This is a genomic window from Cellulomonas fulva (assembly GCF_018531375.1).
Classification (GTDB): Bacteria; Actinomycetota; Actinomycetes; order Actinomycetales; family Cellulomonadaceae; genus Cellulomonas; species Cellulomonas fulva.
The window spans coordinates 1,159,855-1,186,852 of the sequence record NZ_JAHBOH010000001.1 but is presented as its reverse complement, the minus strand read 5'-3'; the positions used below and the strand labels follow the sequence as shown (position 1 = coordinate 1,186,852).

Genomic DNA, 26,998 nt, shown 5'->3' with positions numbered 1-26,998 from the left:
TCAGGCCTCGTTGGTCGGCTCCGCGAGGAGCGCGTAGAGGTGGCGGCGGGCCGTGTCGAGGATCTCGGCGGCCTGCTTCACCTGCTCCGGAGTCCCGGTCCGCGCGACCTGCTCGGCCGCACCCGCCAGGGCACCGACCGCGGCACGCATCACGTGCCCGGGGTGCTCGGGCCGCTCGGCCGCCGCGGCCCACGGGTCGCCGAGCTCGTCGGCGTGCTCCGTGACGTAGGTGCCGCCCGCCTCGGTGAGCGTCGCCATCTTGCGGCCGGACGTCACCTCGATGGTCACCAGGCCCTCGTCCTCGAGCAGCGCGAGGGCGGGGTAGATCGCTCCGGGGCTGGGCCGCCAGCGGCCCTCGGTGCGCTCGGCGATCTCCTGGATGAGCTGGTAGCCGTGCATCGGCTGGTCGGCGAGCAGCAGCAGCACCGCGGCGCGGATGTCACCGCGACCGGCGCGGCGCCCCCGGCTGCCGGGGCCACCGAAGCCGGGACCGAAGCCCGGCCCGAAGCCGCGTCCGCCGTGGCCGTGCGGGCCGCCGTGGCCGAAGCCCCGGCCGCCGCGCGGTCCCCAGCCCTCGTCGGGACCGGGGCCGGGACCGCCGGGACCGCGGCGGCCGCGCCACGCGCCGCCGCCGGCGGGGCCGGACCAGCCGGCGTCGTCGGGGTAGCGGCCGTCCGGGCGGCGTCGCCGCTCGTTCCAGCCGCGCTGGGTGATCGGGTCGGTGGGCTCGGGGCGCGGGTCGCGCCGCCCGAACCCGTCATGAGGGTGTCGCATCAGGGTTCTCCTCGGTCTGTGGGTGCCGTCGGGATCTCGACGACACCCTGAACGATATATCGCCGATACATCGTTGACAACCCTCAGCCGTGACTCCCGCCGAGCGCGGTGGACGCGCACCCGGCGGACTGGCGCGACCGCACGGGTGCTCGCGGCACGGTCGGTAGGGTCGGGAGCGTGCTGACGGTGCTGGCGGGAGTGGGCGGCGTCGTCGTCGGCCGGGTCGTGGCCCACCTGCGCCGGACGGGCCAGACCGCGCGGCTCGTGCTGGTCACGGCCGCGCTCGTCGTCGGGCTCGCGGCCTGGGCAGTCGCGGCGTGGGCCTCGCCGGGCCGGCTCCCGTTCATCGCCTTCGTGCTCGCCTACGCGATCACCTACGCCCTGTCCCCCCTCCGCCCGCGCGACCGCGCCACCTCCCCCTGACGCAACGACCTCGTCACACCCCACCGAGGTCGTCAGACCTCGCCCTGTCTCGTCAGAGATTCGCGACGAGGCACTGACCTTCTGACGACCTCGCGGGGATCTGACGCGCGAGGACCCGGCGGGGGTCAGGCGCCGAGGCGGGCCGGGGCCGGTGCCGCGCCCGCAGCCCGCCACCAGCCGTCCCACCGCCGGACCACCTGCGCGAACGTCTCGTCGTCGAGGCCGTACACCGACAGGACGGGGCTCACGGTGCCGTGCGGCGGACGGCTGCCCGCGGGGGTCTCGCGGATGATCAGCAGCGACTCGGTGATGCCGTGGAGCTGCAGCCCCACCTGGTGCTCGGTCTTGTACAGGAGCGTGCCGCCCAGCAGCGTGCCGTCGGGCCGACGCGCCTGCACGTGGCCGCCCACGGGCACGCCCCGGACGCCGTGCAGGCCGGCGCGGTCGAGCAGCCGCTCGTGCCGCGGGCCCGCGTCGAGGTCGTGCGCCACGAGCGTGCGGCGCTCCTGGCCGGGGTGCACGCGCAGCGCGAACAGCAGCTGGTGCGCGTCGGCGAGCCAGCGCTCGTCGCGCTCGTCGAGCACGCCGTCGTAGCCGCGCCCGTACGCGTCGTGGCTGGGCCGCGTGACGGTCAGGTGCGTGTGCCCCGGCTCGTGCGCGGCGGCCGAGACGGCGAGCACGTCGTGGTTGGGCCAGGTCAGCGTGTGGGTCGTCGCGTCGTGCTCGATGAGCCGGCCCTCGTCGGCGCCGTCGAGCAGCTCACGGCGGACGTCGGCGTCGGAACCCGGTCCGCCGGTGCCGTACCACCGGCTCGCCAGCGCGGGGTCCCGCAGGTGCTGCCACACCGTGGCCAGGTCGGCCGGGAGGTCGAGCGACAGGATCTCGCGGCGCTCCATGGACATCGCGCATCACCTCGGCAGGGACGACGCCCGACGGCGTCGGCGGAAGTCGTTGCCCTTGCGACGCTAGACCTGGACCTGCGGCCGTGCACCCCGGCCGCGCCCGGCCTCACGCCCGCAGCACCGCGACCTGGTCGCCGTCGGGACGCAGGTGCACCGGGTCGCCCGGCGCCGGCAGGTCCGTGCCGGACGCCAGGGCGGTGAGCGCCCCGAGGCCGGGGACGGCGACGTGCACGGAGGGCCGGCCGCGCCGGGTGCGGACCGCGAGGACGTCCCCGACGAGCGCACCGGCAGCCGGGTCGACGACGAGCGCGCCGGGCGCCAGCGCGATCGTCGCGTCCGCCGGCACCGACGCGGGCAGGGCGTCACGCAGGGCGGGCGGGGCAGCGGACGCGACGACGAACCCCTCGTAGCCGAGGAAGCGCGCGACCTGCTCGTCGGCGGGCGCGCGCCACAGCTCCGCCGGCCGGTCGACCTGCAGCAGCCGGCCCGCCGACATCACCGCCACCCGGTCCGCCACGGTGAACGCCTCGTCCTGGTCGTGGGTGACGAACAGCGCCGTGGTGCCGGTCGCGAGCAGCGCTGCGCGCAGGTCGAGCGCGAGCCGCTCGCGCAGGGACCGGTCGAGCGCGGACAGCGGCTCGTCGAGCAGCAGGAGGCGCGGCGCGGGGGCCAGGGCGCGCGCGAGCGCCACGCGCTGGCGCTCGCCACCGGACAGGGTCGCCACCGCGCGGGGTCCGGCACCCGGCAGCCCGACGAGCTCGAGCAGCCGCTCGACGCGCGCGGCCACCTCGCCGCGCCGCCGGCCCGCCAGCCCGTAGGCGATGTTCGCCGCGACGTCGCGGTGCGGGAACAGCTGCCCGTCCTGGAACATGAGCCCGAAGTCGCGGCGGTGCACCGGGACGTCGACCACCGGCTCGTCGTCCCACGTCACCGTCCCGCCGGCGAGCGGCTCGAGGCCGGCGACCGCGCGCAGCAGCGACGACTTGCCGCAGCCGGACGGTCCCAGCAGCGCGAGCACCTCCCCCCGCGGCACGTCGAGGCTCACGCCGTCGACGGCCGTCGTCCCCGGCCGGCCGCGCCGCGCCGCCGGGTAGCGGACCACCGCGTCGACCACGCCCAGCCCGCGCGCGCTCGTCGGACCCGTCACCACTCGCCTCCCTCGCCCGGACGACGCAGCCGCTCGCACGCCGCCACCACGCACGCGGTCAGGACCGCGAGCACCACCGACGCCGCGAGCGCCATGCCGTAGCTGTCCGGACCGGGCCGGCCGATGAGCCGGAAGATCACGACGGGCAGGGTCGGGTTGTCCGGCCGCGCCAGGAACGACGTCGCCCCGAACTCGCCCAGCGACGCGGCGAACGCGAACCCGACGGCCAGCCCCAGCGACCGCGCCGCGAGCGACACGTCCACGGTGCGCAGCACGCGCCCGGGCGCGGCGCCCAGGGTGGCGGCGGCCTCCCGCAGCCGCGGGTCGATCGCGCGCAGCACCGGGAGCACCGTCCGCACGACGAGCGGCACCGCCACGACCGCCTGCGCGATCGGCACCAGCACCGGCGAGCGGCGCAGGTCCGTGTCGAGGCCGAGCAGGTGGTCCATGGTGAGCAGGAACCCGAACCCGACGGTGACCGCCGAGACCCCGAGCGGCAGCATGAACACCGCGTCGAGCCCCGCGACGGCTCGTCGGGCCGCCGGGCGCCGGGGCCGCCGGGACACGACGAGCGCCACCAGGCCGCCGACGACCAGCGCGAGCAGCGTCGCGTCGACCGCGGTGCGCAGCGACGTCAGCGCCGCCTGCCACACCGTCACGGTGACGCCGCCGCCCGCCGTCCCCAGCGCGCGGTAGTGGTCCAGCCCCCAGGCTTCGCCGACGCGCAGCGAGCGCACCACCAGGTTGACCAACGGCACGGCGAGCAGCACGACGACGAGCGCGGTGACGCCGGCCGCGACGAGGGTCAGCGCGTGCCCGTCGCGCCGCGGCGTCCCGGGCTCGCGCCGCAGACGCAGCGGCCGCACGACGAGCTCGGGGTCGGCCAGGGCGAGCGCGCGCTCCCGGCCGCGGCGTGCGCGCGCCGCGACGGTGAGCGCGCCCGCCACGACGACGAGCTGCACCACCGAGAGCACGGCGGCGGCCCGCAGGTCGAGGAACTGCGTGGTCTGGATCCAGATCTCGGTCTCGATCGTCCCGAACCGCAGGCCGCCGAGCACCAGCACGGTGCCGAACGCGGTGGCGCAGAACAGGAACGCGAGCGAGGCCGCGGACACGATCGCGGGGGTCAGCGCGGGCAGCGTGACGGTCCGGAACGCGCGCCACGGCGTGGCACCGAGCGCGCGGGCCGCCTGCTCGGCGCGCGGGTCGAGCCGCTCCCACAGCCCGCCGACGCCGCGCACCACGACCGCGTAGTTGAAGAACACGAGCGCCGCGACGATCGCCGCGAAGGTCCCGTCGAGGTGCAGGAAGCCGAGCGGACCACCCTCGACCAGCAGCGACCGGAACGCGACGCCGACCACGACCGTCGGCAGCACGAACGGGACCGTGACCAGCGCGCGCACCACCGCCCGGCCGCGGAAGCGGTGCCGGTAGAGCACGTACGCGCCGGGCACGCCCAGCAGCACGCTCGCGCTCGTCGCGACCCCGGCCTGCGCGAGCGTCTGGCCGACGATCCGCCACGTCCGCGGCCGCGAGAACACGTCGGCGAACCCGGACAGGTCCAGGTGCCCGTCGACGACGAACCCGCGCCCCACCATCACGGCGACGGGGTACGCGAAGAAGAGCAGCAGGAACCCGAGCGGGAGGGCCACGGCGGCCGTCCAGAACGCGCCCGCGCCGACCCGCTCGAGCCGGCGGCCGTGCGAGCGACCACGACCCGCGGGCAGGGGCGCGGAGCCGGCGTGCGCCGGGTCGCCCTGCCGTCGGGTCGTGGTCGCGAGCGTCATGTCGGGCTCGTCAGCCGATCACCGTCGCCGACCACTCCTGGAGCCACGTGTCGCGGTTCGCGGAGATCTGGTCGGGGGCGACGTCGAACGGCTGCTCGGCGAGCGGGGCCCACTGCGCCCAGTCGGCCGGCAGGTCGACGGTCGCGCTCACCGGGTACATGTACATCGAGCCCGGGATGTCGGCCTGCACCTCGTCGGACAGCAGGAAGTCGAGCAGGGCCTGCGCGCCGGCGGGGTTCTGCGCGCCCGTCAGGACGCCCGCGTACTCGACCTGGCGGAAGCACGTGTCGAGCAGCGCGCCCGTCGTCGGCTCGGTGCCGCCCTCCGGCACCGTCGACGGCGGGGAGCTCGCGTAGGAGAGCACGATCGGCCGCGGGCCGTCGCCGCCGCCCCCGGAGAAGTCCGTGAAGTACGCGTCGGACCAGCCGTCGGCGACCTTCAGGCCGTTGTCGACCAGCGCCTGCCAGTAGTCATGCCAGCCGTCGGGCTTCGCGCCGATCGTCGCGAGCAGGAACGCGAAGCCCGGCGAGGACGTCACGGGGTTCGGCACGACGAGCAGGTCCGCGTACTCCGGCTCGGTGAGGTCGTCGAGCGTCGTCGGCTCCGCGAGCTTCTTCTTCGCGAACCACGCGTGGTCCACGTTGAGGCAGACGTCGCCGAAGTCGACGGCCGTGAGGGCACCCTCGTCGTCCCCCGCCACCGCGAACCCGGCCGCGTCGCCCGCGGCGTCGCCCTGCGCCGCGTACGGCGCGACGACGCCCTCCTCGAGCGCGCGCGACGCGAACGAGTTGTCGATGCCGAACACCACGTCGCCCAGCGGCGCGTCCTTGGTGAGCACGAGCTGGTTGACCAGCGCACCCGCGTCGCCCGGCTGCACCACCTCGACGTCGATGCCCGTGTCCGCCGTGAACTGCTCGAGCAGGCCGTCGGAGAGCGCGAACGAGTCGTGCGTGACGAGCGTGACGGTGGTCCCGGCCGCGCCCGTCGCCGCACCGCCGGCGGTGGCACCGGACGGCGTCGGGTCCGACGAGGCGGCGGTCGAGCCGGTCAGCGAGCACGCGCCGAGCGCGAGGACGGGGACGGCCGCCAGGGTCAGCGCCCGGACGGCGCGTCGGCGGGGACGCGCGGGGCGCGGTGAGGTCGTGGTCATGCGGGTGGTGCTCCTCCTCGGTCAGCAGGAGGGGTGCTCCGCGTCCGTCGTCGGCCGCGGTCCCGCGGTCGACGACGACCACGGAGAGAGAAAGCCCGACTCCCTACGCCGGTATCAACCGGATCAGGTTCGAGGGTCTGCGGTGGTCCGCACTCTCAGCGCCCGGGCTCACGCCCGACGCTCCCCTGTCGTTCACCACCGATCCTACCCGCGGCCCGGCCACGACCGGTCCCGCACCCGCGGGGTGGTCCCCCGCGGGTGCAGGACAGGATCAGACCCGCCGACGCCGCCGCGCCGTCAGGACGACCGCGAAGCCGCCGAGCACCAGGAGCAGCGCGAGCAGCGCGAGGGCGGCGGCGTTCGCCCCGGTGACCGCGAGCGGCTCGTCGTCCACCGGCGAGGTGACGGTGTCCGCGTCGTTGTCCGGGTCGGTGTCCGTGGACGGGCTCGTGACGGTGGCCCGGTTCGTCACCGCGCCCTCGTCCGCCGCGCGCGCGTCGACCAGCACCGTGAGCCGGATCGTCGCGGACGCGCCGACGCGGAGTCCGTCGACCGTGCAGCTGACGGTCTGGCCGTCCGCCGCGCAGTCGGCACCGCGCACCGAGTGGAACGTGAGGCCGTCCGGCAGCTCGTCGACCACGGTGACGGGACCCGGGTCGTCGGTCGGCCCGTGGTTGGTCACCGTGAGCACGTAGGTCGCCGCGCTGCCGACCTGGAGCGCGTCACCGTCCAGCTCCTTGGTGATCGCCAGGTCCACGAGCGCGGGCACCTCGACCTCGTCGTCGTCGGTCGCCGTCGCCCCACCCGGCTCGCCCGGTCCGGGCGTCGCGGTGGCGGCGTCGACGACGTTCGTCACGCTCGGGAACGCGTCGGCGCCCACGAGCACGTCGACGTGCACGGCCGGGGCGGTCCGGCCCGCGGCCAGGGTGTCGCGCACGCACAGCACGCGGGTCCCGTCGCTCGTCGGCTCGCCGACCGCGCACGTCCACCCGTCGCCGTCCGGTCGCACGTCGGTGACCGGCAGCGACGCCGGGACGACGTCGGAGAGCGTGACGTCGCGCGCGAACGACGGGCCGCCGTTCGTCACGACGAGGTCGAACGTGAGCGCCTCGCCCACCCGGGCCTCGCCGCGGTGCGACTTGTCCACCGTGAGGTCCGCGAGCGCGTCGGAGCCGCTGGTCACCGTGTCGGTGTTGTTCTCCTCCACCGGGTCGGGCGTCGAGGAGCGGACCGTGGCGGTGTTCGCCACGTCGTCGGTGACACCCGGCGCCACGTCGACGACGACGTCCAGCCAGACGGTCGCGGCGGCGGGCAGCGGCCCGACGAGCGCGCACTCGACGTCCCCGGTGCAGTCCCACGCGCTGCCCGGCGACGTGTCACCGAGCGCGCGGAACGTGAGGCCGTCGGGCAGGCCGTCCGTGACCACCACGTCGAGCGCGTCGGACGGGCCGAGGTTGGTCACCCGCAGCCGGTAGGTCGCGGTGCCGCCCGCGAGCGGCTCGTCGACCACGGTCTTGGCGATCGCGAGGTCGGCCAGGGTGCCGGGCGTGACCGCCGCGTCGTCCTGGTCCGGCTGGTCGCCGGCGCCCGCACCGCCGAGCCCGTCGGGCTGCGGCGTCAGGCCGGGGACCACCTCGACGACGTTGCGCAGCTCGGTCGTCGTCCCCGAGTCGACCGTGGCGGTCACGGTGATCGCCGGCGCGGGCCCGACGAGCAGGTCCTCGTCGCGCTCGCAGGTGATCCGCGGGCCGTCGGTGGTGCACGCCCAGCCGTCGCCCGACGCGGTCGCGTCGTGCACGCCGGCGGGCAGCGAGTCCACGACGACGATCGGGGTCTCGGCGTCGGCGCGGGACGTCGACGGGCCGACGTTCGTCACCTGCACGTCCCACGTCAGCGCGCCGCCGGCGACGACCTCGTCGGCGGGCGTGGTCACGGTCTTGACGATGCCGAGGTCCGCGAGGCCCGTCACCGTGACGTCGTCGGTGCCCGTGTCCGGGAGCGTCGCGTCGTCCGGCTGCGGGGTGAGCCCCGGCGTGACCGTCGCGGTGTTGGTCACCGTGCCGAGCAGGTCGGCGTCCAGGGCCACGGGCAGGTCGACCGAGACGGCGGCGCCGTCGACCAGCGTCGTCGGGCGCTCGCAGCGCACGGTCTCGAGCTCGCCGTCGTCGACGGGGTCACCCGCGACGCACGTGAACCCGCCGCCGGTCACCACGCCCGCGTCCCCGGGCGCGAAGGTCACGCCCGCGGGCAGGGTGTCGACCACGACGATCGGCTCGTCGGCGGTCGCCCGCGAGTCGGACGGGCCGCCGTTGGTCACCGTGAGCGTCCAGGTGAACGGCTCACCGGCCACCGCGTCGCCGCTGTGCGACTTGGTCACGCCGAGGTCGGCGGACGTCACCACGTCCACGTCGGCGGTGTCCGGGTCGGAGTCGCCGGACAGGGGCGAGGACGCGTACGCCGTGTTGGTGTACGTGCCCGCGTCGGCGGCGGGGTCGACGAGCGTGGTGATCGTCAGCGTCGGCGCGTCCGTGCCCGCGACCAGGGTGGCCGTGCCGTCGCCGAGCACGCAGGTGACCTCCTGCTCGTCGGCCTCGCACGTCCACAGCGGCGAGCCGGCCGTCGACGACGAGTCGTAGCTCAGCCCGGCGGGCAGCGTGTCGGTCACCGTCACGGGTCCGAGCACGTCGGACGGGCCCTCGTTGGTCACGACCAGGTCGAACGCGGCCGGGTCGCCCGCCCGCACCGACTGCACGTCGGGCGTCTTCGCGATGGTCAGCGTCGCTGCGGTGTCGACCGTGGTCGTCGCGTCGTCCTCGTCGCTCGTCGGGCCCTCGCCGTCGACGTCGGGCGTCGTCGAGGCCGCACGTGCGGTGTTCGTCACCACCGTGCCGTCCGCCACGCCCGAGCGGACGCGTGCGACGACCGTGATCTCGATCGGGTCGGCCGACGGGAGCAGGTCACCGATCGTGCACGTCACCGTCTGCCCGACGAGCGTGCACGCGTCGTCGTGCCCGGCCCAGGTGGCCGAGACCGGCGCGAGCGCGGTTGGCAGCGTGTCGGTCACGACGGTCGCGGCGGCCACCGACGGGCCGGCGTTGTCGACGACGAGCGTGTACGTCACGCCGTCCGGGTCGCCCGCGACCACCGTGGTCGGGTCGGCGTCCTTGGTGATCGACAGGTCCGCGGCGCGCACCACCTCGACCACGTCGTCCGCCGCGTTCGGCCAGTCGTCGTCGCCCTCGTCGAGCGACGCCGGGCCCTGGACCCGGGCGGTGTTGGTGGACGTGGCGGGGAGCGCGTCGGCCGTGACGGCGACCGGGATCTCGATGGTCCAGTCGTCGCCGACGTCCAGGCCGTCGGGCAGGGTGCAGGTCACGGCCTGGCCGGAGACCGCGCACGTGCCGGCGTCGGCGGTGGGCGCGCCGGAGAGCGGGAGGCCGGCAGGCACCGTGTCGGTCATCGTGAGCGGGCCGGGCGCGTCGGCCGGGCCGTGGTTCGTCACGACGACCGTGAACGTCGTCCCGGTGCCCGCGACCAGCTCGTCGCCGTCGTGCTCCTTGGTGATGCCGAGGTCGGCGACCACCGTCGGACCCGTCGTGACGGTGTCCTCGTCCTGGTCCGCGCGCCAGTCGGAGCCGACGACCGCGGTGTTGACGATGTCCTCGGTCACCCCCGGGTCGATCTCGACGGCGAACGTGAACGTGGTCGCGGCGGACGCGCCGACCGCGAGGTCGCTGCCGAGCTCGCAGGTCACGTCCGTGGTCCCGGTGCAGGTCCAGTCGTCGTCGGACACGACGTCGCCGGCGTACGTGAGCCCGTCCGGCAGCTCGTCCGTCACGACGACGCCGCGGGACACCGACGGGCCGCCGTTGGTGACGGTGATCGAGTACGTGCCCGTCTCGCCCGCGCGCAGCTCGCCGACGATCGCCTTGTCGACGGTCAGGTCCTCGGTGTGCGTGACGGACGTGCTCGTCGTGTCCTCGTCCGCGTGCGTGTCCGCGCCCTGCGGCGTCACCGGGGTCACCAGCGCGCCGTTGACGAGCGGTCCGTCGGTGGCGACGAGGGTCGCGTCGACGGTGCCGACGACCCGGATCGAGAACGAGCCGTCGACCGCGAGGTCGCTGGTCCGCGCGCAGGTCAGCGTCGTGCCGACGACCGGGTCGCAGGTGGCGCCCGTCGGGACGACGGACGTGACCGTCACGCCGTCGGGGAGCTCGTCGGTCACGACGACCGGGTCGGCGGCGGAGGCGCGCGAGACCGACGGGCCGTGGTTGGTCACCGTCACGTCCCACGTGATCGCCGCACCGGCCGCGACGCTCGTCGGACCCGTCTTGACCAGGCCGAGGTCGGCGACGGTCGTGACGGTCGCGGTGCTCGTCGCGGCGTCGTTCGTCGCGTCGTCGTCGTAGGTGCGCGCGCCGACCTCGACGTCGTTCGTCGCGGTCGTGCCCGAGGGGACGTCCGCGGCGATCGCGACCGTCACCGTGATCGACGCGGTGGCGCCGTTCGCGAGCGAGCCCGCGTAGGTGCAGCGGGAGTCGACGGACAGGTCGCCGCTCGGCGACGAGCACGCCCAGCCGCTGCCCGCGACGGACACGACCTCGACGCCGTCGGGCAGCGTCTCGAGCACGTCGTCGACCACGACGCCGACCGCCGGGTCGGGCCCGTGGTTGGTGACCGACACGGTCCAGGTGTTCGTCGACGTGCCGGCGACCCAGGTGCCGTGCACCTTGGTGACGCCCAGGTCCGCGGTGTGGATGCGGGCGGTGGCGGTGCCCTGGGTCCCGACGTAGGAGCCGTCGCCGCCGTCGTAGGAGTCGCCGCCGGCCAGGTCGGTGACGCGGGCGGCACGCGCGGTGTTGGTGTGCGCCACCGCCGAGCCGGCGGACGAGGCCGCTGCGACGGTCGGCGTCGCGCGGTACCGCACGACGACCGTCTGCCCGGGTGCCAGGTCGAGACCGGCGCCGCCGACCTCGGTCCACGTCAGCGTCTGACCGGCGACGGCCGGGTCGGCGAGGGCGACCGCGGCGGCCGTGCGCACCTGGACGGTCGCGCTGCCGGCCACGTAGTCCCACCCGGCGGGCAGGACGTCGCGGAGGTCGACCGTCGCGGCCGTCCCCGTGCCGGCGCTGCGCAGGGTGACCGCGTACGCGACCTCGTCGCCCACGTAGACCGGGTTCGCCGTCGTCTGCGACTTCGTGGTGTTCACGAGCGGCAGCAGCGGGGTGATCGTCGCGGTCGCCGCGGCGCTCGGGCCGTACGCGCGGCCGTCCTGCGGCAGGGACTGCCAGCTGGTCGCGCGGACCGAGTTCGTCAGGCCGGTACCGGTGAGCTCGTCGGCGTCCGCGAGCCGCGCGGGGTAGGTGCGCGTCGCGCTCGCGCCGCTCGCGAGGGAGGCGACCTCCCACGTGATCGTGCGCGCGGTGGCGTCCCACGTGCCGCCGCCGGCGGTCCCGCCGTCGGCGACGGGGTCGCCTCCCGCGGTGAGCGGGACGACGCCCGCCGGGACGGTGTCGACCACGACGACGTCGTAGGCGGTGACGTCGCGCGGAGCGACGCCGGACGCGGTCGCGGTGACCGTGTAGGTCACGATCTGGTCCGGCTCGACGGTGGCGTCGCTCACCGACTTGCCGACGGTGACCGCGGGCTCGCGGAGCTGGACCGCGGCGGTGCCGATCGCCTGCGTGGACGGGAACACCGTGCTGGCGTCGACCGCGCGGTCGGCGTCCGTGGGGAACCAGCCCACCGTGGCCGTGTTCGTCATCGTGGTGGGGACGACGAGCGCGCCCGCGGGGTCGACCGTCGAGACCAGCGTCACCGTGATCGTCCGCGCCTGCGGGATCGCCGGCAGGTCGCCGAACGACCACACGACGCGCGTCGTGCCGTCGCCCTGCGGGAGCTCGTGCAGCACCGCGGCGTCGCACGCCGCGGCCCAGCCTGCGTCGCCGCCGGTGCACACGAGGGTCGCGTCCGCGGCGCCAGTCACCAGACCGGCCGGGACCGCGTCGACCACGCCGAGGTCGTAGTAGTTCGCGTTGCCGGGCAGCGTCGTGGTGAGGGTCCAGGTGATCTGCTCACCCGGCACCGCCGTGGCCCGGTCCGCGACCTTGGTGCCCGCGGGCCGGTAGACCGTCACGGTCCCCGTGTCGCTGCCGGTGAGGGTGCGCTCGTCGTCGGTCCCGTTCGCGCCGTTGGCCAGCGTCGAGCCGGTGCGCCGTGCGGTGTTGACGTAGCTCGTGCCACCGCCCGCTGCCGGGTCGACCGTCACCTGGTACGTGGTGCTCGTCGAACCACCGCCGGCGATGCTGCCCGGCGACCACGTGATCGTGGTGCGTCCCGTCGCGCAGCTGCCGCCCGTGCTGGTGCCCTGCGTCAGGCCGGCAGGCAGCGGGGTCACCGGCGTCATCCCCGCGGGGAGGCAGTCGACGACCACGGTGTCGTGCACCGGCGGGCGGCCCGACGCGTTGGTCGCCGTGAGGCGGAACGTCGCGACCTCGCCCGCGCCGACCGTCAGCGGGTCGACCGCGTTGCCGGACCCGTTGACCGGCGACTTCGTCAGCCCGGGGCTCGGCAGCACGACCTGCACGCTCGCGGTGCGGGCCTGGTCACGCAGCAGGCCCGTCTGCCCGGTCACCGGGTCGTCGCTGACGAACCGCGCGGTGTCGGTCGGCGTCGCGCCGTGCGAGTTGGCCGTGATGTCCGCAACGCGCACGCTCAGCGTCACCGCGACCGTGACCGGCGACGACGTGGCGTTGGTCCACATCGGCGGCAGCGTCACGCGACCCGTCGTCGTGTCGATGCAGGCGACGTTCCCCGCCGGGACGCAGCCCGCGCCGGCCGCGAGCGCGGGACCGCCCGCGCTCGTCGTCACCGCGAGCACCTCGACGTCGGCGAACGCGCCGTTGGACGGCTGCGTATCGGTGAGGACGCCGTTGAAGACGCTCGTCCGCGCCGGGATCGAGACCGAGTACTCGAAGGTGGCGCGCTCGCCGACCGTGGCCTGGCTCGCGGTGTTGCCGGCCTCGGTGACCGAGGTGGACACGAGCCGCTTCGCGACCGTGACGTCCGGCGTCCGCACCACCGCGCTCGCGTTGGCGGCGAGCGCGTTCGGCTCGTCGGGCGCGGCGAGCGACGCCGCCGGCAGGAACCGCGCGGACGTGGCACCCGCGCGGCCGTCGGTCGACGGCGCGGTGTACTCGACGACGGAGGCGTCGTTGCGGAACGCCGAGCCCACCGACAGGGGCGACGGCGCGACGAGGGCGAGGTCGACGTGGACCTGCTCCCCCGCGACGAGCAGGCCGTCGGCCCCGAGGTCCGCGCCGTCGAGCACGACGCGCACGACGTCGCGACCGGTCGTCGGCGCGGTGGTCCCCGGCGCGCACGTCAGGCTCGGGTCGACGAGGTCGTCGCACCCGAAGCCGAGCGGCAGCGCGTCCCACAGCTCGACCCGGTCGACCGGGTAGTCGTCGTCACCGGCCGCGTCGCCCGCGTGCGTGACGGTCAGCCGGTAGGTCGCGGTCTGGCCCTCGCGCACCTGCTCGTCGGTGGACGTGCCGCTCGGCGTCGTCACCGTCAGCGTCAGCGTCAGCGGGGCGGCGGGCGCGACCGCGAACTCGACCTGGCCGCGCTGCGCGCTCACGCGGCCCTGGGCGTCGCGCGTGCGCAGCTTCACCAGGTTGCCCAGCACGTCCTTGTCGGAGGGGCTCACGTCGATGACCTGCACGACGACCTGCGCGGTGACGCTCGCACCCGCGGGCATGAACCACGCGTCGCCCTCCGGGTCCCCGAGCCGCCAGGCGGGCTCGCCGGTGACCTGGGTGATCGCGAACGACGGCGACTGCTCGACGACCGCGCCCTCGACGAACCGCGTGCCCACGGGCACGAAGTCGCGCAGGACCGCCTCGCGCAGCGCGACGCCCGGCGCCGCCGCCAGCTCCACCTGGAAGCACACCAGGTCACCCAGGCGGACGACCGGCTGGCCGGTCGTGGTCCACCGGGCCGACCCGGGGTCGGGGCACGACGCGAGGCCGGTGATCGGCGTGCGGGCGGCGTTCGGCCAGACGCGCTTGACGAGCGTCGGTCCCGCGGTCCCCACGGCGGCGCTCGAGTCGTCCTCGACCGCGACGGAGCCCTGCTCGGGCGAGGACGGGACGGGCGTCGTCGTCGCGGCGACCTCCGCCGTGTTCACGAAGTCGTCGCCGGTCGCGGTCGGCGTGCCGTCGTGGTGCTCGACGCGCATGAAGGTGTCGTAGGTGACCGTCGCCGTGCCGTTCGCCGCGACGTCGTCGAGCTCGAGGCGGACGGTGAACGTCCCGTCGGCGTGCGCGACCGCGTCCGTCATCGTGGCGCCCGTGACCGCCCGCTGCGGCAGCGAGGAGCACTCCGTGGGCCAGGTGCCGGACAGCTGCGTCCCTGGCGCGACGAAGGGGCACACGCCGTCGGGCAGCGTGTCCGTCACCACGAGGTCCGCGGCGTCGACGTACTGGCTCACGCGCACCTCGAGGGTGAACGTCGCCGTGCCGCCGACGACGAACGAGGACGCGGACGTGGACTTGTGCAACGCCACGTCCATGACCCGGACGGTGTGCTCGGTGCTGTCCACGGCGTCCGCCGAGGCCCCCGGCGCGACGGCGCCCGTGTAGGTCCCGGTCAGGCGCGCGCGGTTGGTGGCCGGGACGCCGGCCGGGTCCTGCCGGGTCGAGGCGCCGGTGAAGGTGCCGTCCGCCGCGAGCTCCTCGGTGCCCGCCGCGGCGCGGTAGCGGATCTCGACGGTCGTGCCCGCCGGCACGTTGCCCAGCTGCCACACGACCGCGGTGACCGGGTGCCCCTCGTCGTCCACTGCCGTCGTCGCCGAGGCGAGCGCCGCGCAGCCGCCGGGCACGTCGACGGACTCGCAGCCGAGGAAGTGCAGCGGGGCGGGCACCAGGTCCGTCACGACGACGTCGTCCGTGCCCGCCGTCCGCGCCGTCCGCACGGTCAGCGTGTACGTCGTGACGTGGTCCTCGAGCCCGCGCAGCAGCTCGGACTCGGTGCTCGGCTCGGACTTCGTCAGCTCGACCGGCGTCACGGTCACGTCCGGCGCGTCGGTCGCGCTCGCGTCGTAGTCCGTCGCGCTCGCGCCGGTGTCGTCGACCTCGACGTCCGGGACGACGCGCTCGTCGGACGAGCCGTACACCCCCGTGCGCAGGTGGGCGACGCTGCCGACGGGGTAGACGTCGGGGTCGAGCGCGACGCCGAACCCGACGCGGACCTCGCCGGCGGCGGGCAGGTCCGAGACGTTGGACCACACCAGGACCCAGTACCAGCCGGCCGGGTCGAGCGGATCGGGCCGGACCTGCGTCGCGGTCGGCTCGCCGGGTGCGCCGGGCGCGTCGGCCGCCGGGGTCGTGGACCCGGCCACGTACGTCGCACCCGCGGGGAGCGTCGCGACGAAGGTGACGTTGTACGCGATGTCGCCGTCCGCGCCCGCGCTGCCGGCGACGAGCTGCACGGTCCCGTCCTCGCCCGCGAGGACGCTCGTCGTGGTGCCGTCGTGGCCCAGCGTGAGGCTGCCGGCGGCGGCGGCGGCCGGCGGCGCGGCGACGACGGCGGTGGCGACCGTCGCCGCGACCGTGGTGACCGTGCCGAGCACGACGACGAGCGCCGACGCGGCGACCGCGGCGACGAGCCGACGGGTCGCCGACAGGTGTGACGGGCGTACGGCGGGCGATCGCACAGAGTCCTCCCAGACTGGCCTGGCGGCCGACGCTAGGAGCCGTGTGCGCGGCTCGAACTGGACGGTTGACCCAAACAAGCCGCTACCCGACGGTTCACCCAGGAAACTGGGGTGCCAGCACCCAGTCCGTTCACCCGTCTGCCAGCGAGGGCGCCGTGCGGCGTCGCACGGTAGGTTCCGTGGCATGGCAGACAAGCCCTCCACGCCCCTGCTCGCGAAGGTCGTCGGGCTCGCGGCGGCCGCGGCGGCCGCCTGGGTCGCGTCGCAGGTCGTCGACCGCTCGTGGCAGGCCGCGCGTGGTCACAAGCCCCCGAAGGCCGAGGACCCGGGCGACGCCGGTCTCTCCGAGATCCTCGCCGCAGCGGCGCTCACGGGCGCCGTCGTCGCGGTCGCGCGAGTGTTCGCCACGCGCGGCGCGGCGCGGTTCGCCGAGCACGCCAAGAGCGACCCGGACATCCCCGACCTCACGGACTGAGTCCGGGGCGGGTCACCGCTCGTCCGGCTCGGCCTGCGCTGTGCCCGTGCCCGCGCCTGTTCAGGGGCGCAGCGACGGCGCCTCGGTGATGCCGAAGACCTCGCGCATCGCGCGGGTCGCCGCGAACCACCCGCCCATGCCGTGCACGCCCGGGCCGGGCGGCGTCGAGGCCGAGCAGAGGTAGACGCCGTCGCGGCCCACGGCGTACGGGTCCCGGCGCAGCGTCGGGCGCGCGATCATCTGCACCATCGTCGCCGCGCCCGCCGAGATGTCGCCGCCCACGTAGTTCTGGTTGTGCTGCGCCATCTGCGCGGCGGGCACGCACCGGCTCGCGACGACGACGTCGCGGAACCCGGGCGCGTACTGCTCGATGTGCGCGGTGACCGCCTCGGTCACGTCGACGTCCGAGCCGTGGGGCACGTGCGCGTACGTCCACAGCGGCCGCAGCCCGCCCGCCCGGCGGGTCTCGTCCACCACCGACGGGTCGCTCACCAGCGCCATCGGCCGCTCCGCGTGCCGGCCGCGCGCGACGGTCGCCTCGGCGGCCGCCATCTGCGCGCGCGTGCCGCCGACGTGCACCGTGCCCGCGAGCGCCATCTCCGGGGCGGCCCACGGCACGGGTCCGGACAGGACGTAGTCGACCTTCGCCGCGGCGTCGCCGTACCGGAACCGCTCCAGCGCCGCGCGGGAGCGCGCGGGCAGCTCGTCGCCCAGCACCTCCACGAGGGTCCGCGGCGAGGTGTCGAACAGGTAGGCGTGGCCGTGCGGCAGGTCGTCGAGCGAACGCACCGGGTGGTCGGTGTGGACGACGCCGCCGTGCGCCTCGAGGTCGGCCCGCAGGGCGTCGGTGATCGCGCGCGAGCCGCCCCGCGGGATGGGCCAGCCGTCGCCGACGTGCGCCAGCGACCCGAGCAGCAGGGCCGTGCCCGCCGCGGCGAGGGCGGGCATGGGCGAGATCGCGTGCGCCGCGACGCCCGTGAGCAGCGCGGGTGCGACGTCACCGCGGAACCGCTGGTCCCATGCGCGCGTGCCCTGCTCGAGCACCGCGAGGCCGAACGCCACCGCCGCGGGGACGCCCCCGGGGAGGAGGCCGGGCGGGATGCTGCGCTTGTCGCTCAGCGCGAGCGCGACGACGTCCTCCCAGCGCTCCGCCAGGCGTCCGACGAGCGAGCGCCACGCCGGTCCGTCGGGGCCGAGACCCTCCACGGTGCGCTGCAGGTCCCGGTAGGCGATCCCGGCGCGCCCGCCGGCGAGCGGCTGCGCGTACGAGACCTCGGGCGTCAGCAGCTCCACCCCGCGCGCCCCGAGGTCGAGCTCGCGGAAGAACGGCGACGCCCACGCCATCGGGTGCACCGCGGAGCAGACGTCGTGCACCAGGCCGTCCGCGAGGCCCAGGTCGAGCGTGCGCGCTCCGCCGCCGGTGGTGGACTGCGCCTCCAGCACCGTCACCCCGAGGCCCGCCCGGGCGCACGTGACCGCGGCGGCCAGGCCGTTGGGGCCGGAGCCGACGACGACGACGTCGGTGTGCCCCTCGCCGCGCCCGCGCACGCTGCCTCCTGGTCGCTCGCCGTCCGGTCCTCTCCCATCCAACCACCGCCCGCTCCCGCACGGCCCGGACGGCGCGTGGCTCCCGGGCCGGGCCGGCGATCTGGCAGAGTTCCGCCAGCGGCGCCGCGGGACGGCGCCGGCGGGGGCTCGAGGGGGCGGTCATGGGGGACGCGAGAGACCGGCGCGTCGCGCGGTGGGTCACGTTCGGCACGCTGGCCGTGATCCTGCTGGGCGCCGCGGCCGAGGCGGAGGTCTGGCCGGTCACCGCCTTCCGGCTGTTCAGCACCGTGCGGACCGCCGACGGGGTCGCGACCACGCTCGTCGCCGTGGCGTCGGACGGCACCCAGGTGCCCGTCCCGATGCCGACGTCGGAGGTCCTGGCGCCGACCTCGCACCAGCTGGCGCGGCTCGCCCACGACCCCGAGCCCGAGCGACGCGCGAAGGTCGAGGCCTGGCTCGAGCTCGCCGGCCTGGACCCCGCCGACTACACCGCCGTGGCCGTGCACCGCAGGCCGTGGACCATGGACGCGAGCACGCGCGAGCGCGTCCCGGGGGCCGACGAGGTCGTCGTCGAGGTGACGTTGTGATCGCGCGCCTGGACCGCCTGCTCACCGCGCCCGGGGCCGGTTTCCGCCTGCTCGAGGTGCACACCCTCGTCGCCCTCGTCATCGCGCTGCGCCTGGTCGCGCGCGACTGGGCGGCGATCGCGGACCGCCCGGCGGTGCTGACCGACGGGCTCACGGTCGTGGCCTGGCTGCCCCCGCACGTCCCGGCGTGGCTCGTGGTCGGCCTCGCGGTGGTCGGCGTCGGCGGCGTCGGGCTCGTCGTCGCCCGCACGCACGCGCACGCCGGGTTCGTCGTCGCGTGGGTCGCCTACACCGTGCTGTGCGCGCTGTGGGGCTCGTCGGGCAAGGTCATGCACAACGACGTGCTCACGGTGTGGGTGGGGTTCGTGCTGCTCTTCGCCCGGGTGCCGCGGCGCGACGAGGACGAGCGCCGGACGGTCGCGTCCGGCTGGCCGCCGCGCGCCGCGCTCGTCGTGCTGGGCACCGTCTACCTGCTCACCGGCGTGCAGAAGCTCCGTCACGCGGGGATCGGCTGGGCCCTGGGCGAGAACATGTCGTGGATCCTGCGGCAGGGCTTCTCGCCGTACGCCGCGGGGCTCGCGCAGTGGGTCGCCGACCACGACGTGGTGGCCCGCGGGCTCGCGACCGGCGCCATCCTGCTCGAGCTCACCGCGCCGCTGTGGCTCGCGTGGCGCCGCACGCGCGCGCTGTTCGCGCTGGCCGTCGCCGTGATGCACACGAGCATCTGGCTCTTCCTGGGGCTCGACTACTCGGCCTGGGTGCTCACGGCCGCGGCCGTCGCGGTGCCCATGAGCCTGCCGCCCGACCGGCGGCTGACCAGCCTGCGGTTCGCCGACCTCCGGCTCCTCGTCCGACGACCCGCGCTCCGGCCGTCCTCCGCGCGTCCCGAGGCGCCGGCACCGGGCGTCGTCGAACCCGCCCGCCGCTGATCCGCGGGTCCGTCCTGGCAGGCCGCGTCTCCGAGCACGTCACAGGCGCCTAACCGTTTAGCAGCACTCGTCCCGTCCGGAATGTCCGCCAAGATCCATGCCGGAAGTCGAACGGCCGTCCTGGACGCACCGACGAGAACCCTTGCGAGCCACCATGACACTGCTGTCCGCACGCGACGTGGTCGCGCGCCCCGGAACCAGCACCGCGCTGCGCGGTGCGTGGCTCGAGGTGCGCGCGGGCGAGTCCGTCACGCTGCTCGGCGCGCCGTCGTCCGGCACCACCACGCTCCTGCTCTGCCTCGCCGGCCTGGTGCGCCCCGTCGCCGGACGCGTCGTGCTCGACGGCACGGACCTCGCCGCGCTGCGCCCCCAGGCCCTCGCCGCGGTCCGGCTGCGCGAGCTCGGCCTCGTCTTCCCCGACGGCGACCTGCTGCCCGAGCTGTCGCTGCTCGAGAACGTCGAGCTCCCCCTGGTCCGGGCGGGCGCCACGGGCGCGGAGGCGCGGTCGCGCGCGGGCGACCTGCTGGACCGCATGCTCGTCGGCGCGGGCGCCGGCCGGCTCCCCCACGAGGTCTCGGCCGGTCAGCGGCAGCGTGCCGCGGTCGCCCGGGCCCTCGTCCACCGGCCCCGCGTCGTCCTGGCCGACGAGCCGACCGGCAACCTCGACGCGCCGCAGGCCCACGCCTTCATGGACCTGCTGGTCGCGGCGACCCGGGACCTGGGCACCGCACTCGTCGTCGCGACCCGCGACGCAGCCGTCGCCGCGCACACCGACCGCGCGGTGGAGCTGCGCGGCGGCCGGGTCCGCACGCCGGAGCCCGCGCTGCTCCCCTGAGCCGCGGCCGACGTCACTGCGGCTGTGCAGTGCTGCGGAGGCAGTGCCGCACCGCGGTCAGCGCGGCTCGTGCCCGTCGCGCTCGCGGGCCTGGTCCAGGTCGTGCGTGAGCTCGTCGGTGACCAGCAGGTCGCTGCGCACCTTGCCGGTCCGGTAGCCGGCCCGGCCCACCATGTGCGCGGCGACCGGGGCGGTGAGCAGCCCGAAGACCGCGACGAGCACGAGCGCCCACACGGCGCCGCCCGAGCGCAGCCGCAGCGCCAGACCGGCGAGCACCAGGATCAGCCCGAACGTCTGCGGCTTGGTGCCCGCGTGCATGCGCGAGAGCAGGTCCGGGAAGCGCAGCACGCCCGCCCCGGCCGCGAGCACCATGAGCGCTCCACCCAGGAGGCAGATCGCCGAGGCCACGTCGGCCACCACGTCCCAGTCGTCGGCCGTCATCGGACCTCCCCCTCCGCTCCGCCGCCGTGGTGCTCGTCGGGCACGTGGCCCTCCCGCATCTCGTCGAGCTCGTCCTGGCGGCGCTGCGCCTCCTCCGCGGCGATCTCCTCGCGCGTGCGCACCCGCCCCTCGCCCTCGGGCTCCACCGACGCGAACCGCGCGATCGTCACCGACCCCACGAACCCGACGAGCGAGAGCACGACGAGCACGGGCACCACGTCCGTGCGCCGGTCGCTGGCGGCGTAGAGCGCGACCGCCGCGATCATGGCAGTCACGGTGATGTCCAGCGCGACCGTCCGGTCCAGCATCGACGGCCCCTTCTCCGCGCGGACCACCGCGAGCGCGGCGCCCACCGTGATCATCGCGGCGGCCGCCCAGATCACCCAGCTCATGCGCGCGCCTCCGTCCGCTCCGGCCCCAGCAGTCCCGCGGAGCGCAGCTCGGCCGGCGAGGCGAAGGCCCGCAGCACCCGCTCCTCCTGGTCCAGCACCGACTGCCGCGCGGCCTCGATCCCGCCGGACTGCCGCACGTCCAGCACGTGCAGGTACAGCACCCCCGTGAGGCGGTGCGCCTCGACCACCAGCGAGCCGGGGACCAGCGAGCACAGCTCCGCGGTCATCGTCAGGTAGAGGTCCGAGTGGCTGCGCAGCTGCACGCCGATCACCGCGCCGCGCGGCGTGTAGCCCGGACGCAGCGCGATCACCGCGACCTCGAACGAGGCCCGGACCAGGTCCACCGCGAACCGCCCGACCAGCCGCGCGAGCCCCCACGGGTGCACGCGGCCGTGGAAGTCGACCGGCGCCATCCGCAGCCCCGTCGTCACGACGAGCGCGAGGACCGCGCCGGCGAGGACGTTGCCGATCGTGAGGTCGCCCCACAGGAACACCCAGACGACCGTGAGCCACGCGATCGTGCCCCACGCGACCTTGGGGCGCGCGCGCCGCGGGTGCAGGCTCATGAGTCCTCCCCCGTCGCGTCCGCGGACTCGCCCTCGCCGCGCAGGCCGTCCGGCAGGACGGCCTCGATGTAGGGCGTGCGCTCGCGCAGCGTGATCGCCGCGCGCTCGGTGTAGGCGTAGAGCGGGCCGCCCGCGAACGTCAGCACCAGGCCGACGACGATGAGCGCGCCCGTCGGCGCCACCATGCCGAACGGCAGGCGGCCGGGGCGCGGCGCGGTCTCCGGGGTCTGCCAGAAGGCCTTGTTCCAGGCCTTGATGAGCGCGTACAGCGTGAGCAGCGACGTGACCACCGACCCGACGACGAGCACGTACGCCAACCCGGTGCCCTGGTCGACGCCCGCCTGCAGCAGCCCGAGCTTGCCCAGGAACCCGGACAGCGGCGGGATGCCCGCGAGGTTCATCGCGGGCACGAAGAAGAGGATGGCGAGGAGCGGCGTCATCTTGGCCAGCCCGCCCAGGCGGGTCAGGGACGTGGAGCCGCCGACGCGCTCCACCAGCCCCACGACCAGGAACAGCGCGGTCTGCACGGTGATGTGGTGCGCGACGTAGTAGATCGCCGCGGTCCAGCCCGCGTCCGAGGACAGGGCGATGCCGAACACCATGTAGCCGATGTGGCTGACGAGCGTGAAGGAGAGCAGCCGCTTGATGTCGTCCTGCGCCACGGCGCCGAGGATCCCGATCACCATGGTCGCGAGCGCGAGCCACATCAGGACGTCGTCGAGCCGGCCCTCGGGGAACAGCAGCGTCTGGGTGCGGATGATCGCGTACACGCCGACCTTGGTGAGCAGGCCGGCGAACACCGCCGTAACCGGTGCGGGCGCGGTCGGGTAGGAGTCCGGCAACCACGCGGACAGCGGGAAGACGGCGGCCTTGACGGCGAACGCGAGCAGCAGCAGGACCTGCAGCAGCAGCCGCACCCCCGGGTCGATCTCGGGCAGCCGGATCGCGAGCTGGGCCAGGTTCACCGTGCCGGTCGCGGCGTACACCGCCGCGATCGCGACCAGGAACAGGACCGAGGACAGCAGCGCGACGACGACGTAGATGGTCCCCGCCCGGATCCGGTCGGGCGTGCCGCCGAGCGTGATGAGCACGAACGACGCCGCGAGCAGGATCTCGAAGCCCACGTAGATGTTGAACAGGTCGCCGGAGAGGAACGCGTTGCCGACCCCCGCCGCCAGCACCAGGAACGTGGGGTGGAAGATCGAGATCGGGGCGGACTCCTCGTCGTCGTCCCGGCCCTGCGCGAGCGAGTAGAGCAGGACGCAGAGCGTCACCGCCGAGGAGATCGTCAGCATGAGCGCGGACAGCCGGTCCGCGACCAGGTCGATGCCGACCGGCGCGGCCCAGTCGCCCACGTCCACGACGAGCGGGCCGTCGTCGACCACGACGAGCAGCGTGAGCGACGCGACCAGGACGAGCGACAGCGCCGTGACCGAGACGATCGGCTGCAGGCGCGGGCGCCGGTAGAGCGCGAGCGTGAGCCCCGCCGCGGACAGCGGGATGACGACGGGCAGCGGGACGAGCCAGGTCAGGTCCGTCATCGTGCACCCCCCTCGGGGCGCTCGCTGCGCGTCGGCCGGGCGGCCGAGGCGCTCCCGGGCAGGACGCCCTCGTCGGTCTCGTCGCGGGCCTCCTCGGCCTCCTCGTCGAGCGAAGGGCCCGAGTCCTCCGTGTCGTCGTCGGTCGTCGCGCGCTCGTCGCGCGCGGCCAGCCGGGCGATGCGCCGGTCCTCGACGTCGTCCTGCACCTCGTCGTGCTTGTGCAGCTGCCAGGACCGGTACGCCATCGCGAGCAGGAACGCCGTCATGCCGAGCGTGATGACGATCGCCGTCAGCACCATGGCCTGCGGCAGGGGGTCGCTCATCCGCCCCTCGGGCTCGAGCCCGACGATCGGTGGCCGGCCCGCCGCGCCGCCGGCGACCAGGAACAGCAGGTTCGCGCCGTTGCCGAGCAGGACCACGCCGATCAGGACGCGCGAGAGCGACCGCTCGAGCAGCAGGTAGACGCCGACGGTGAACAGCACGCCGATCGTCACGACGAGCACCAGGTTGGGGGTCATGTCGGTCACGGGGCACCCGCCTGGTGCGCCCGCGCAGGGGGCACGGTGTCGGGACCGAGCTCGGCCAGCCCGATGTCGGCGCGCTCCGCGTCCCGGAACCGCTCGTCCTCGCCCGTCTCCGCCCGGCGGTCGATCTCCGCGCCCAGCGAGCGCAGGATGTCCAGCACCAGGCCGACGACGACGAGGTAGACGCCCACGTCGAAGAACAGGCTCGTCACCAGGTGCACGTCGCCGATCACGGGCACGTGCAGGTCGACGATCCACGACTCCAGCACCGTGCCGCCCGCGATCATGGCGACGAGGCCCACGCCGGCGGACAGGAACAGCCCCGACCCGAGGAGCACGCCGGGCTGCACGGGCGCCGCCTCCCCCAGCTCGTACCGGCCACCGGCCAGGTAGCGCACGATCAGCGCGATGCCCGTCACGAGTCCGGCGGCGAACCCGCCCCCGGGCGCGTTGTGGCCGCTGAACAGCAGGAACGCGGAGTACACGATCATCGTGTGGAACAGCAGCCGCACGACGACCTCGAACACCACGGACCGCCGCTGCGGCGCCAGGGTGCGGCCGGCGCTCAGCCAGACGCGGTTCGTGTTGGCCGCCTCGACGCGCTGCTTGTCGACGCCGCGCCGCAGGGGCGCCATGGGGTCCGGGCCGCCCCACACGGTGCGGTCCGTCTCGGCCTCGCTCGCGCGGTAGATGCGCCCGCTGCGCCGCGAGAGGAAGACGAGCGACGCGACCCCGGTGGCCGCGACCAGGAGCACCGAGATCTCGCCCATGGTGTCCCACGCGCGGATGTCCACGAGCGTGACGTTGACGATGTTCCGGCCGCCGCCCCACTCGACGGCCTCCTCGGCGAAGTGCTCGGTCACGGGCGCGTGCACCCGGGCCAGCGGGGCGACGAGCGCGACGACCGAGACCATCACGCCGACCGCGAGCCCGATGCCGAGCCGCACCCACCGGGACCCGGCGAGCGGACGGTCGGAGAAGTAGGGGGGGAGCCGGCGCAGCACCAGCACGAAGACGACGAGGGTGACGGTCTCCACGAGCACCTGCGTGAGCGCCAGGTCCGGCGCACCCCCGAGGAGGAACAGCCCCGCGACCGCGTAGCCGCCGATGCCGAGCAGGATCACGGCCTTGAGGCGGCGGCGGGCGCGGGCGGCGAGTACCGCGGAGACGACCGCCGCGGCGGCGAAGAGCGCCTGCGCGGGCTTGTCCCACGCGACGACCTGCCGGGGCCAGGTCTCGTCGGACACCACCGCCCAGCCGACGCCGACGACGAAGACGACGAGCACGATGCCGAGGTACAGCGGCAGCGAGCCGCGCTGCGTCGCGGCCGTGACGTCCGCCGCGGCGTCGTCGAGCCGGCGCATGAACCGCCGGTACACCCGGTCCGCGTCGGGCCCCCGGTAGAGCCCCTGCTGCCAGTGCTCGACGCGCTCGCGCACCAGGAAGAGCGCGGCGCCGCCGGCCAGGATCGCGAGGGTGAGCACGAACGTCGGGGTGAACCCGGCCCAGAGCGCCAGGTGACCGGGCTCGCCCGCGGGGTAGGTCTCGGCGTAGGGCTGCAGCAGGTCCTCCCCCAGCTGCGGCAGCAGCGCCACGGCCAGCCCGAGCACGCCCAGGATCATCGCGGGCCACACCAGCAGCAGGCTCGGGTGAGAGATGGCGGCCGGCTCGGCGTCCGGCTCGGCCGCCGCGTGGATGGTGGTGCCGGGGCTGCGTGCGCCGTCCTCCTGGGTCGTCACCGCCTCGGGCACCAGCGCGGACTCGGGGACCACCGCACGCTTCGTCGCGAACGCGCCCCACCACAGCCGCAGGCCGTAGGCGACCGTCAGCGCCGAGCCCACCGCGACGCTGACCAGCACCACCAGCCCCGTCACGCCGTCGTCCAGGTGCTCGATGCCCTCGAGCCCGGCCTCCTTGGCGACGTAGCCCGCGAACGGCGGCAGCCCGATCATGCTCGCGGTCCCCAGCGCCCCCGCGAGCGCGGTGAGCTTGAGCTCCCTGCCCACGCCGGACAGCCGGCGCAGGTCGCGGGTGCCCGTGGCGGCGTCCACCACGCCGACGACCAGGAACAGCGTCGCCTTGAACATCGCGTGCGCCCCGAGCATCGCCAGGCCGGCGAGCGCGGTCGCGCGGGTCCCCAGCCCGACGAGCAGCGTGATGAGCCCGAGCTGGCTCACGGTGCCGAACGCGAGGACCAGCTTGAGGTCGTGCTGGCGCAGGGCGCGGTACCCGCCCAGCAGCAGCGTGCCGCAGCCGAGCACGACGACGCCCCACCGCCACAGCTCGTGCTGCGAGTACGCGGGCGCGAACCGCGCGACCAGGTAGACGCCGGCCTTCACCATCGCGGCGGCGTGCAGGTACGCGCTGACGGGCGTGGGCGCCGCCATCGCGGCCGGGAGCCAGAAGTGGAACGGGATCAGCGCGGACTTGGTCGCGGCGCCGGCCAGCAGGCACGCGATCGCGGCCGTCGCCGCGGTGCCGCCCGGCGGGTCGGCGATCACCGCGCTGAGCCGGTAGGTGCCCGCGGCCTCGCCCAGCAGCACCACGCCGACCAGCATCGCGAGCCCGCCGGCGGTGGTGATGACGATCGCCTGCATCGCGGCGCGCCGGCTCGCCTTGCGGTCCGTGTAGTGCCCGATGAGCAGGTACGACGTGACCGTCGTCAGCTCCCAGAAGACGAACAGCAGGACCATGTCGTCGGACGTGACGAGCCCCAGCATCGCCCCCGCGAACGCGACGAAGACGGCGCCGAACCGCCCGAGCCCCTGCGCGGACGTCGAGAAGTACGCCGCGCAGTAGACCAGCACCAGCGCGCCGACCCCGCCCACGACGAGCGTCATCAGCCACGACAGCGTGTCCAGCCGGAACGTGAGCTCGAGCCCCAGCTGCGGGATCCAGGACACGGTCTCGACCGGTCCGCGGCCCTCCTGCACGGCCGATGTCCAGGACAGGGCCCACACCGCGGCGCTCGCGGGTGCGGCGGCCAGGAGCCAGAACGCCTTGCGGCCCCAGAGCCCGACGAGCGCGGGCGCGACGACGGCTGCTACGAGGTGGACGACGAGCAGCAGAAGCACGCGAGCGGACTCCGTCCTGTCGGGGCGCACCGTCGACGGTCGGAGCCGCGCGGGATCCGCCGGCGGGGGCCGGACGGATCGGCGAGCGAGCCCGGCCGGCGACGTGCCAGGGCAGGGGATCGGTCAAGACTCTACCAACCGTCACCCACGCACCGCCCGCCCACCGGCCGGCCGGGACCGCGTGCGTG

18 protein-coding genes and 1 riboswitch are annotated in these 26,998 nt (G+C 75.3%); of the genes, 5 read left to right on the top strand and 13 right to left on the bottom strand.

All coding sequences use genetic code 11. From position 1 onward, the window contains the following. A complete protein-coding gene (locus KIN34_RS05195; RefSeq protein ID WP_214347636.1) occupies positions 1-774 on the bottom strand; it encodes a PadR family transcriptional regulator in 774 nt (257 codons plus the stop codon). 177 nt (positions 775-951) lie between these two features. Between KIN34_RS05195 and KIN34_RS05190 the strand changes: the two genes are divergently transcribed. Then, positions 952-1,197 (top strand): hypothetical protein, encoded by a 246-nt coding sequence (locus tag KIN34_RS05190; protein ID WP_214347634.1) that lies wholly within the window; start codon positions 952-954, stop codon positions 1,195-1,197. Between the two features lie 125 nt (positions 1,198-1,322). Here KIN34_RS05190 and KIN34_RS05185 read toward each other — a convergent pair whose 3' ends face one another. From KIN34_RS05185 to KIN34_RS05165, 5 genes are all read right to left on the bottom strand, one after another. Next, positions 1,323-2,099, bottom strand: coding sequence for a hypothetical protein (locus KIN34_RS05185; protein ID WP_214347632.1), 777 nt, complete (start codon positions 2,097-2,099; stop codon positions 1,323-1,325). Positions 2,100-2,205: 106 nt separating this feature from the next. Beyond that, the gene (locus tag KIN34_RS05180; RefSeq protein WP_214347630.1) at positions 2,206-3,246 is read right to left on the bottom strand and encodes an ABC transporter ATP-binding protein; all 1,041 of its coding nucleotides are present in this window, start codon (positions 3,244-3,246) and stop codon (positions 2,206-2,208) included. Continuing rightward, positions 3,243-5,033: an ABC transporter permease gene (locus KIN34_RS05175; protein ID WP_237689046.1), complete on the bottom strand. Its 1,791-nt coding sequence runs from the start codon at positions 5,031-5,033 to the stop codon at positions 3,243-3,245. Before KIN34_RS05175 ends, KIN34_RS05180 begins: the two co-directional genes overlap by 4 nt. 10 nt (positions 5,034-5,043) lie before the next feature. Then, complete coding sequence (locus tag KIN34_RS05170; RefSeq protein ID WP_214347628.1) at positions 5,044-6,183, bottom strand: thiamine ABC transporter substrate-binding protein; 1,140 nt, start codon at positions 6,181-6,183, stop codon at positions 5,044-5,046. 83 nt (positions 6,184-6,266) lie between these two features. Then, a riboswitch (TPP riboswitch) is annotated at positions 6,267-6,380 on the bottom strand. Positions 6,381-6,454: 74 nt separating this feature from the next. Further along, on the bottom strand, positions 6,455-15,898 hold the full coding sequence (locus KIN34_RS05165) for a DUF11 domain-containing protein (RefSeq protein ID WP_214347625.1): 9,444 nt from the start codon (positions 15,896-15,898) through the stop codon (positions 6,455-6,457). Positions 15,899-16,082: 184 nt separating this feature from the next. Between KIN34_RS05165 and KIN34_RS05160 the strand changes: the two genes are divergently transcribed. Then, a complete protein-coding gene (locus tag KIN34_RS05160) occupies positions 16,083-16,373 on the top strand; it encodes a DUF4235 domain-containing protein (protein WP_214347622.1) in 291 nt (96 codons plus the stop codon). 60 nt (positions 16,374-16,433) lie between these two features. Here the strand turns inward: KIN34_RS05160 and KIN34_RS05155 are convergent, their stop codons facing one another. Continuing rightward, on the bottom strand, positions 16,434-17,921 hold the full coding sequence (locus tag KIN34_RS05155; RefSeq protein ID WP_214347619.1) for a phytoene desaturase family protein: 1,488 nt from the start codon (positions 17,919-17,921) through the stop codon (positions 16,434-16,436). Between the two features lie 161 nt (positions 17,922-18,082). Here KIN34_RS05155 and KIN34_RS05150 point away from each other — a divergent pair, with 161 nt between their 5' ends. The 3 genes from KIN34_RS05150 (at position 18,083) to KIN34_RS05140 (ending at position 20,272) form a co-directional block, all read left to right on the top strand. Next, positions 18,083-18,508 (top strand): hypothetical protein, encoded by a 426-nt coding sequence (locus KIN34_RS05150; RefSeq protein ID WP_214347615.1) that lies wholly within the window; start codon positions 18,083-18,085, stop codon positions 18,506-18,508. Further along, positions 18,505-19,437, top strand: coding sequence for an HTTM domain-containing protein (locus tag KIN34_RS05145; RefSeq protein ID WP_214347612.1), 933 nt, complete (start codon positions 18,505-18,507; stop codon positions 19,435-19,437). Before KIN34_RS05150 ends, KIN34_RS05145 begins: the two co-directional genes overlap by 4 nt. A 154-nt stretch (positions 19,438-19,591) precedes the next feature. Next, positions 19,592-20,272, top strand: a complete 681-nt coding sequence (locus KIN34_RS05140; protein ID WP_214347609.1) for an ABC transporter ATP-binding protein — start codon at positions 19,592-19,594, stop codon at positions 20,270-20,272. Between the two features lie 57 nt (positions 20,273-20,329). On the opposite strand, the gene mnhG is transcribed toward KIN34_RS05140, so the two are convergent. Genes mnhG through KIN34_RS05110 form a run of 6 tightly spaced genes read right to left on the bottom strand, consistent with a single transcriptional unit; the run spans position 20,330 to position 26,810 of the window. Further along, a complete protein-coding gene (gene mnhG / locus KIN34_RS05135) occupies positions 20,330-20,713 on the bottom strand; it encodes a monovalent cation/H(+) antiporter subunit G (protein ID WP_214347605.1) in 384 nt (127 codons plus the stop codon). Further along, on the bottom strand, positions 20,710-21,105 hold the full coding sequence (locus KIN34_RS05130) for an MrpF/PhaF family protein (RefSeq protein ID WP_214347602.1): 396 nt from the start codon (positions 21,103-21,105) through the stop codon (positions 20,710-20,712). The genes mnhG and KIN34_RS05130 overlap by 4 nt, the downstream gene beginning before the upstream one ends. Then, positions 21,102-21,671, bottom strand: coding sequence for a Na+/H+ antiporter subunit E (locus KIN34_RS05125; protein ID WP_214347599.1), 570 nt, complete (start codon positions 21,669-21,671; stop codon positions 21,102-21,104). The genes KIN34_RS05130 and KIN34_RS05125 overlap by 4 nt, the downstream gene beginning before the upstream one ends. Then, positions 21,668-23,212, bottom strand: coding sequence for a Na+/H+ antiporter subunit D (locus tag KIN34_RS05120; protein ID WP_214347596.1), 1,545 nt, complete (start codon positions 23,210-23,212; stop codon positions 21,668-21,670). Before KIN34_RS05120 ends, KIN34_RS05125 begins: the two co-directional genes overlap by 4 nt. Beyond that, on the bottom strand, positions 23,209-23,730 hold the full coding sequence (locus KIN34_RS05115; protein WP_214351805.1) for a Na(+)/H(+) antiporter subunit C: 522 nt from the start codon (positions 23,728-23,730) through the stop codon (positions 23,209-23,211). The genes KIN34_RS05120 and KIN34_RS05115 overlap by 4 nt, the downstream gene beginning before the upstream one ends. Positions 23,731-23,735: 5 nt before the next feature. After that, positions 23,736-26,810 (bottom strand): Na+/H+ antiporter subunit A, encoded by a 3,075-nt coding sequence (locus KIN34_RS05110; RefSeq protein ID WP_214347593.1) that lies wholly within the window; start codon positions 26,808-26,810, stop codon positions 23,736-23,738. Positions 26,811-26,998 lie beyond the last annotated feature (188 nt).

What these genes read in the sequence shown, in the direction of transcription:
- KIN34_RS05140 (WP_214347609.1), top strand. Translation starts at nt 19,592, where the DNA reads ATGACACTGCTGTCCGCACGCGACGTGGTCGCGCGCCCCGGAACCAGC.
- KIN34_RS05125 (WP_214347599.1), bottom strand. Translation starts at nt 21,671, where the DNA reads ATGAGCCTGCACCCGCGGCGCGCGCGCCCCAAGGTCGCGTGGGGCACG.
- KIN34_RS05170 (WP_214347628.1), bottom strand. Translation starts at nt 6,183, where the DNA reads ATGACCACGACCTCACCGCGCCCCGCGCGTCCCCGCCGACGCGCCGTC.
- KIN34_RS05185 (WP_214347632.1), bottom strand. Translation starts at nt 2,099, where the DNA reads ATGTCCATGGAGCGCCGCGAGATCCTGTCGCTCGACCTCCCGGCCGAC.
- KIN34_RS05195 (WP_214347636.1), bottom strand. Translation starts at nt 774, where the DNA reads ATGCGACACCCTCATGACGGGTTCGGGCGGCGCGACCCGCGCCCCGAG.
- KIN34_RS05115 (WP_214351805.1), bottom strand. Translation starts at nt 23,730, where the DNA reads ATGACCCCCAACCTGGTGCTCGTCGTGACGATCGGCGTGCTGTTCACC.
- KIN34_RS05120 (WP_214347596.1), bottom strand. Translation starts at nt 23,212, where the DNA reads ATGACGGACCTGACCTGGCTCGTCCCGCTGCCCGTCGTCATCCCGCTG.
- KIN34_RS05175 (WP_237689046.1), bottom strand. Translation starts at nt 5,033, where the DNA reads ATGACGCTCGCGACCACGACCCGACGGCAGGGCGACCCGGCGCACGCC.
- KIN34_RS05150 (WP_214347615.1), top strand. Translation starts at nt 18,083, where the DNA reads ATGGGGGACGCGAGAGACCGGCGCGTCGCGCGGTGGGTCACGTTCGGC.
- mnhG (WP_214347605.1), bottom strand. Translation starts at nt 20,713, where the DNA reads ATGACGGCCGACGACTGGGACGTGGTGGCCGACGTGGCCTCGGCGATC.
- KIN34_RS05160 (WP_214347622.1), top strand. Translation starts at nt 16,083, where the DNA reads ATGGCAGACAAGCCCTCCACGCCCCTGCTCGCGAAGGTCGTCGGGCTC.
- KIN34_RS05130 (WP_214347602.1), bottom strand. Translation starts at nt 21,105, where the DNA reads ATGAGCTGGGTGATCTGGGCGGCCGCCGCGATGATCACGGTGGGCGCC.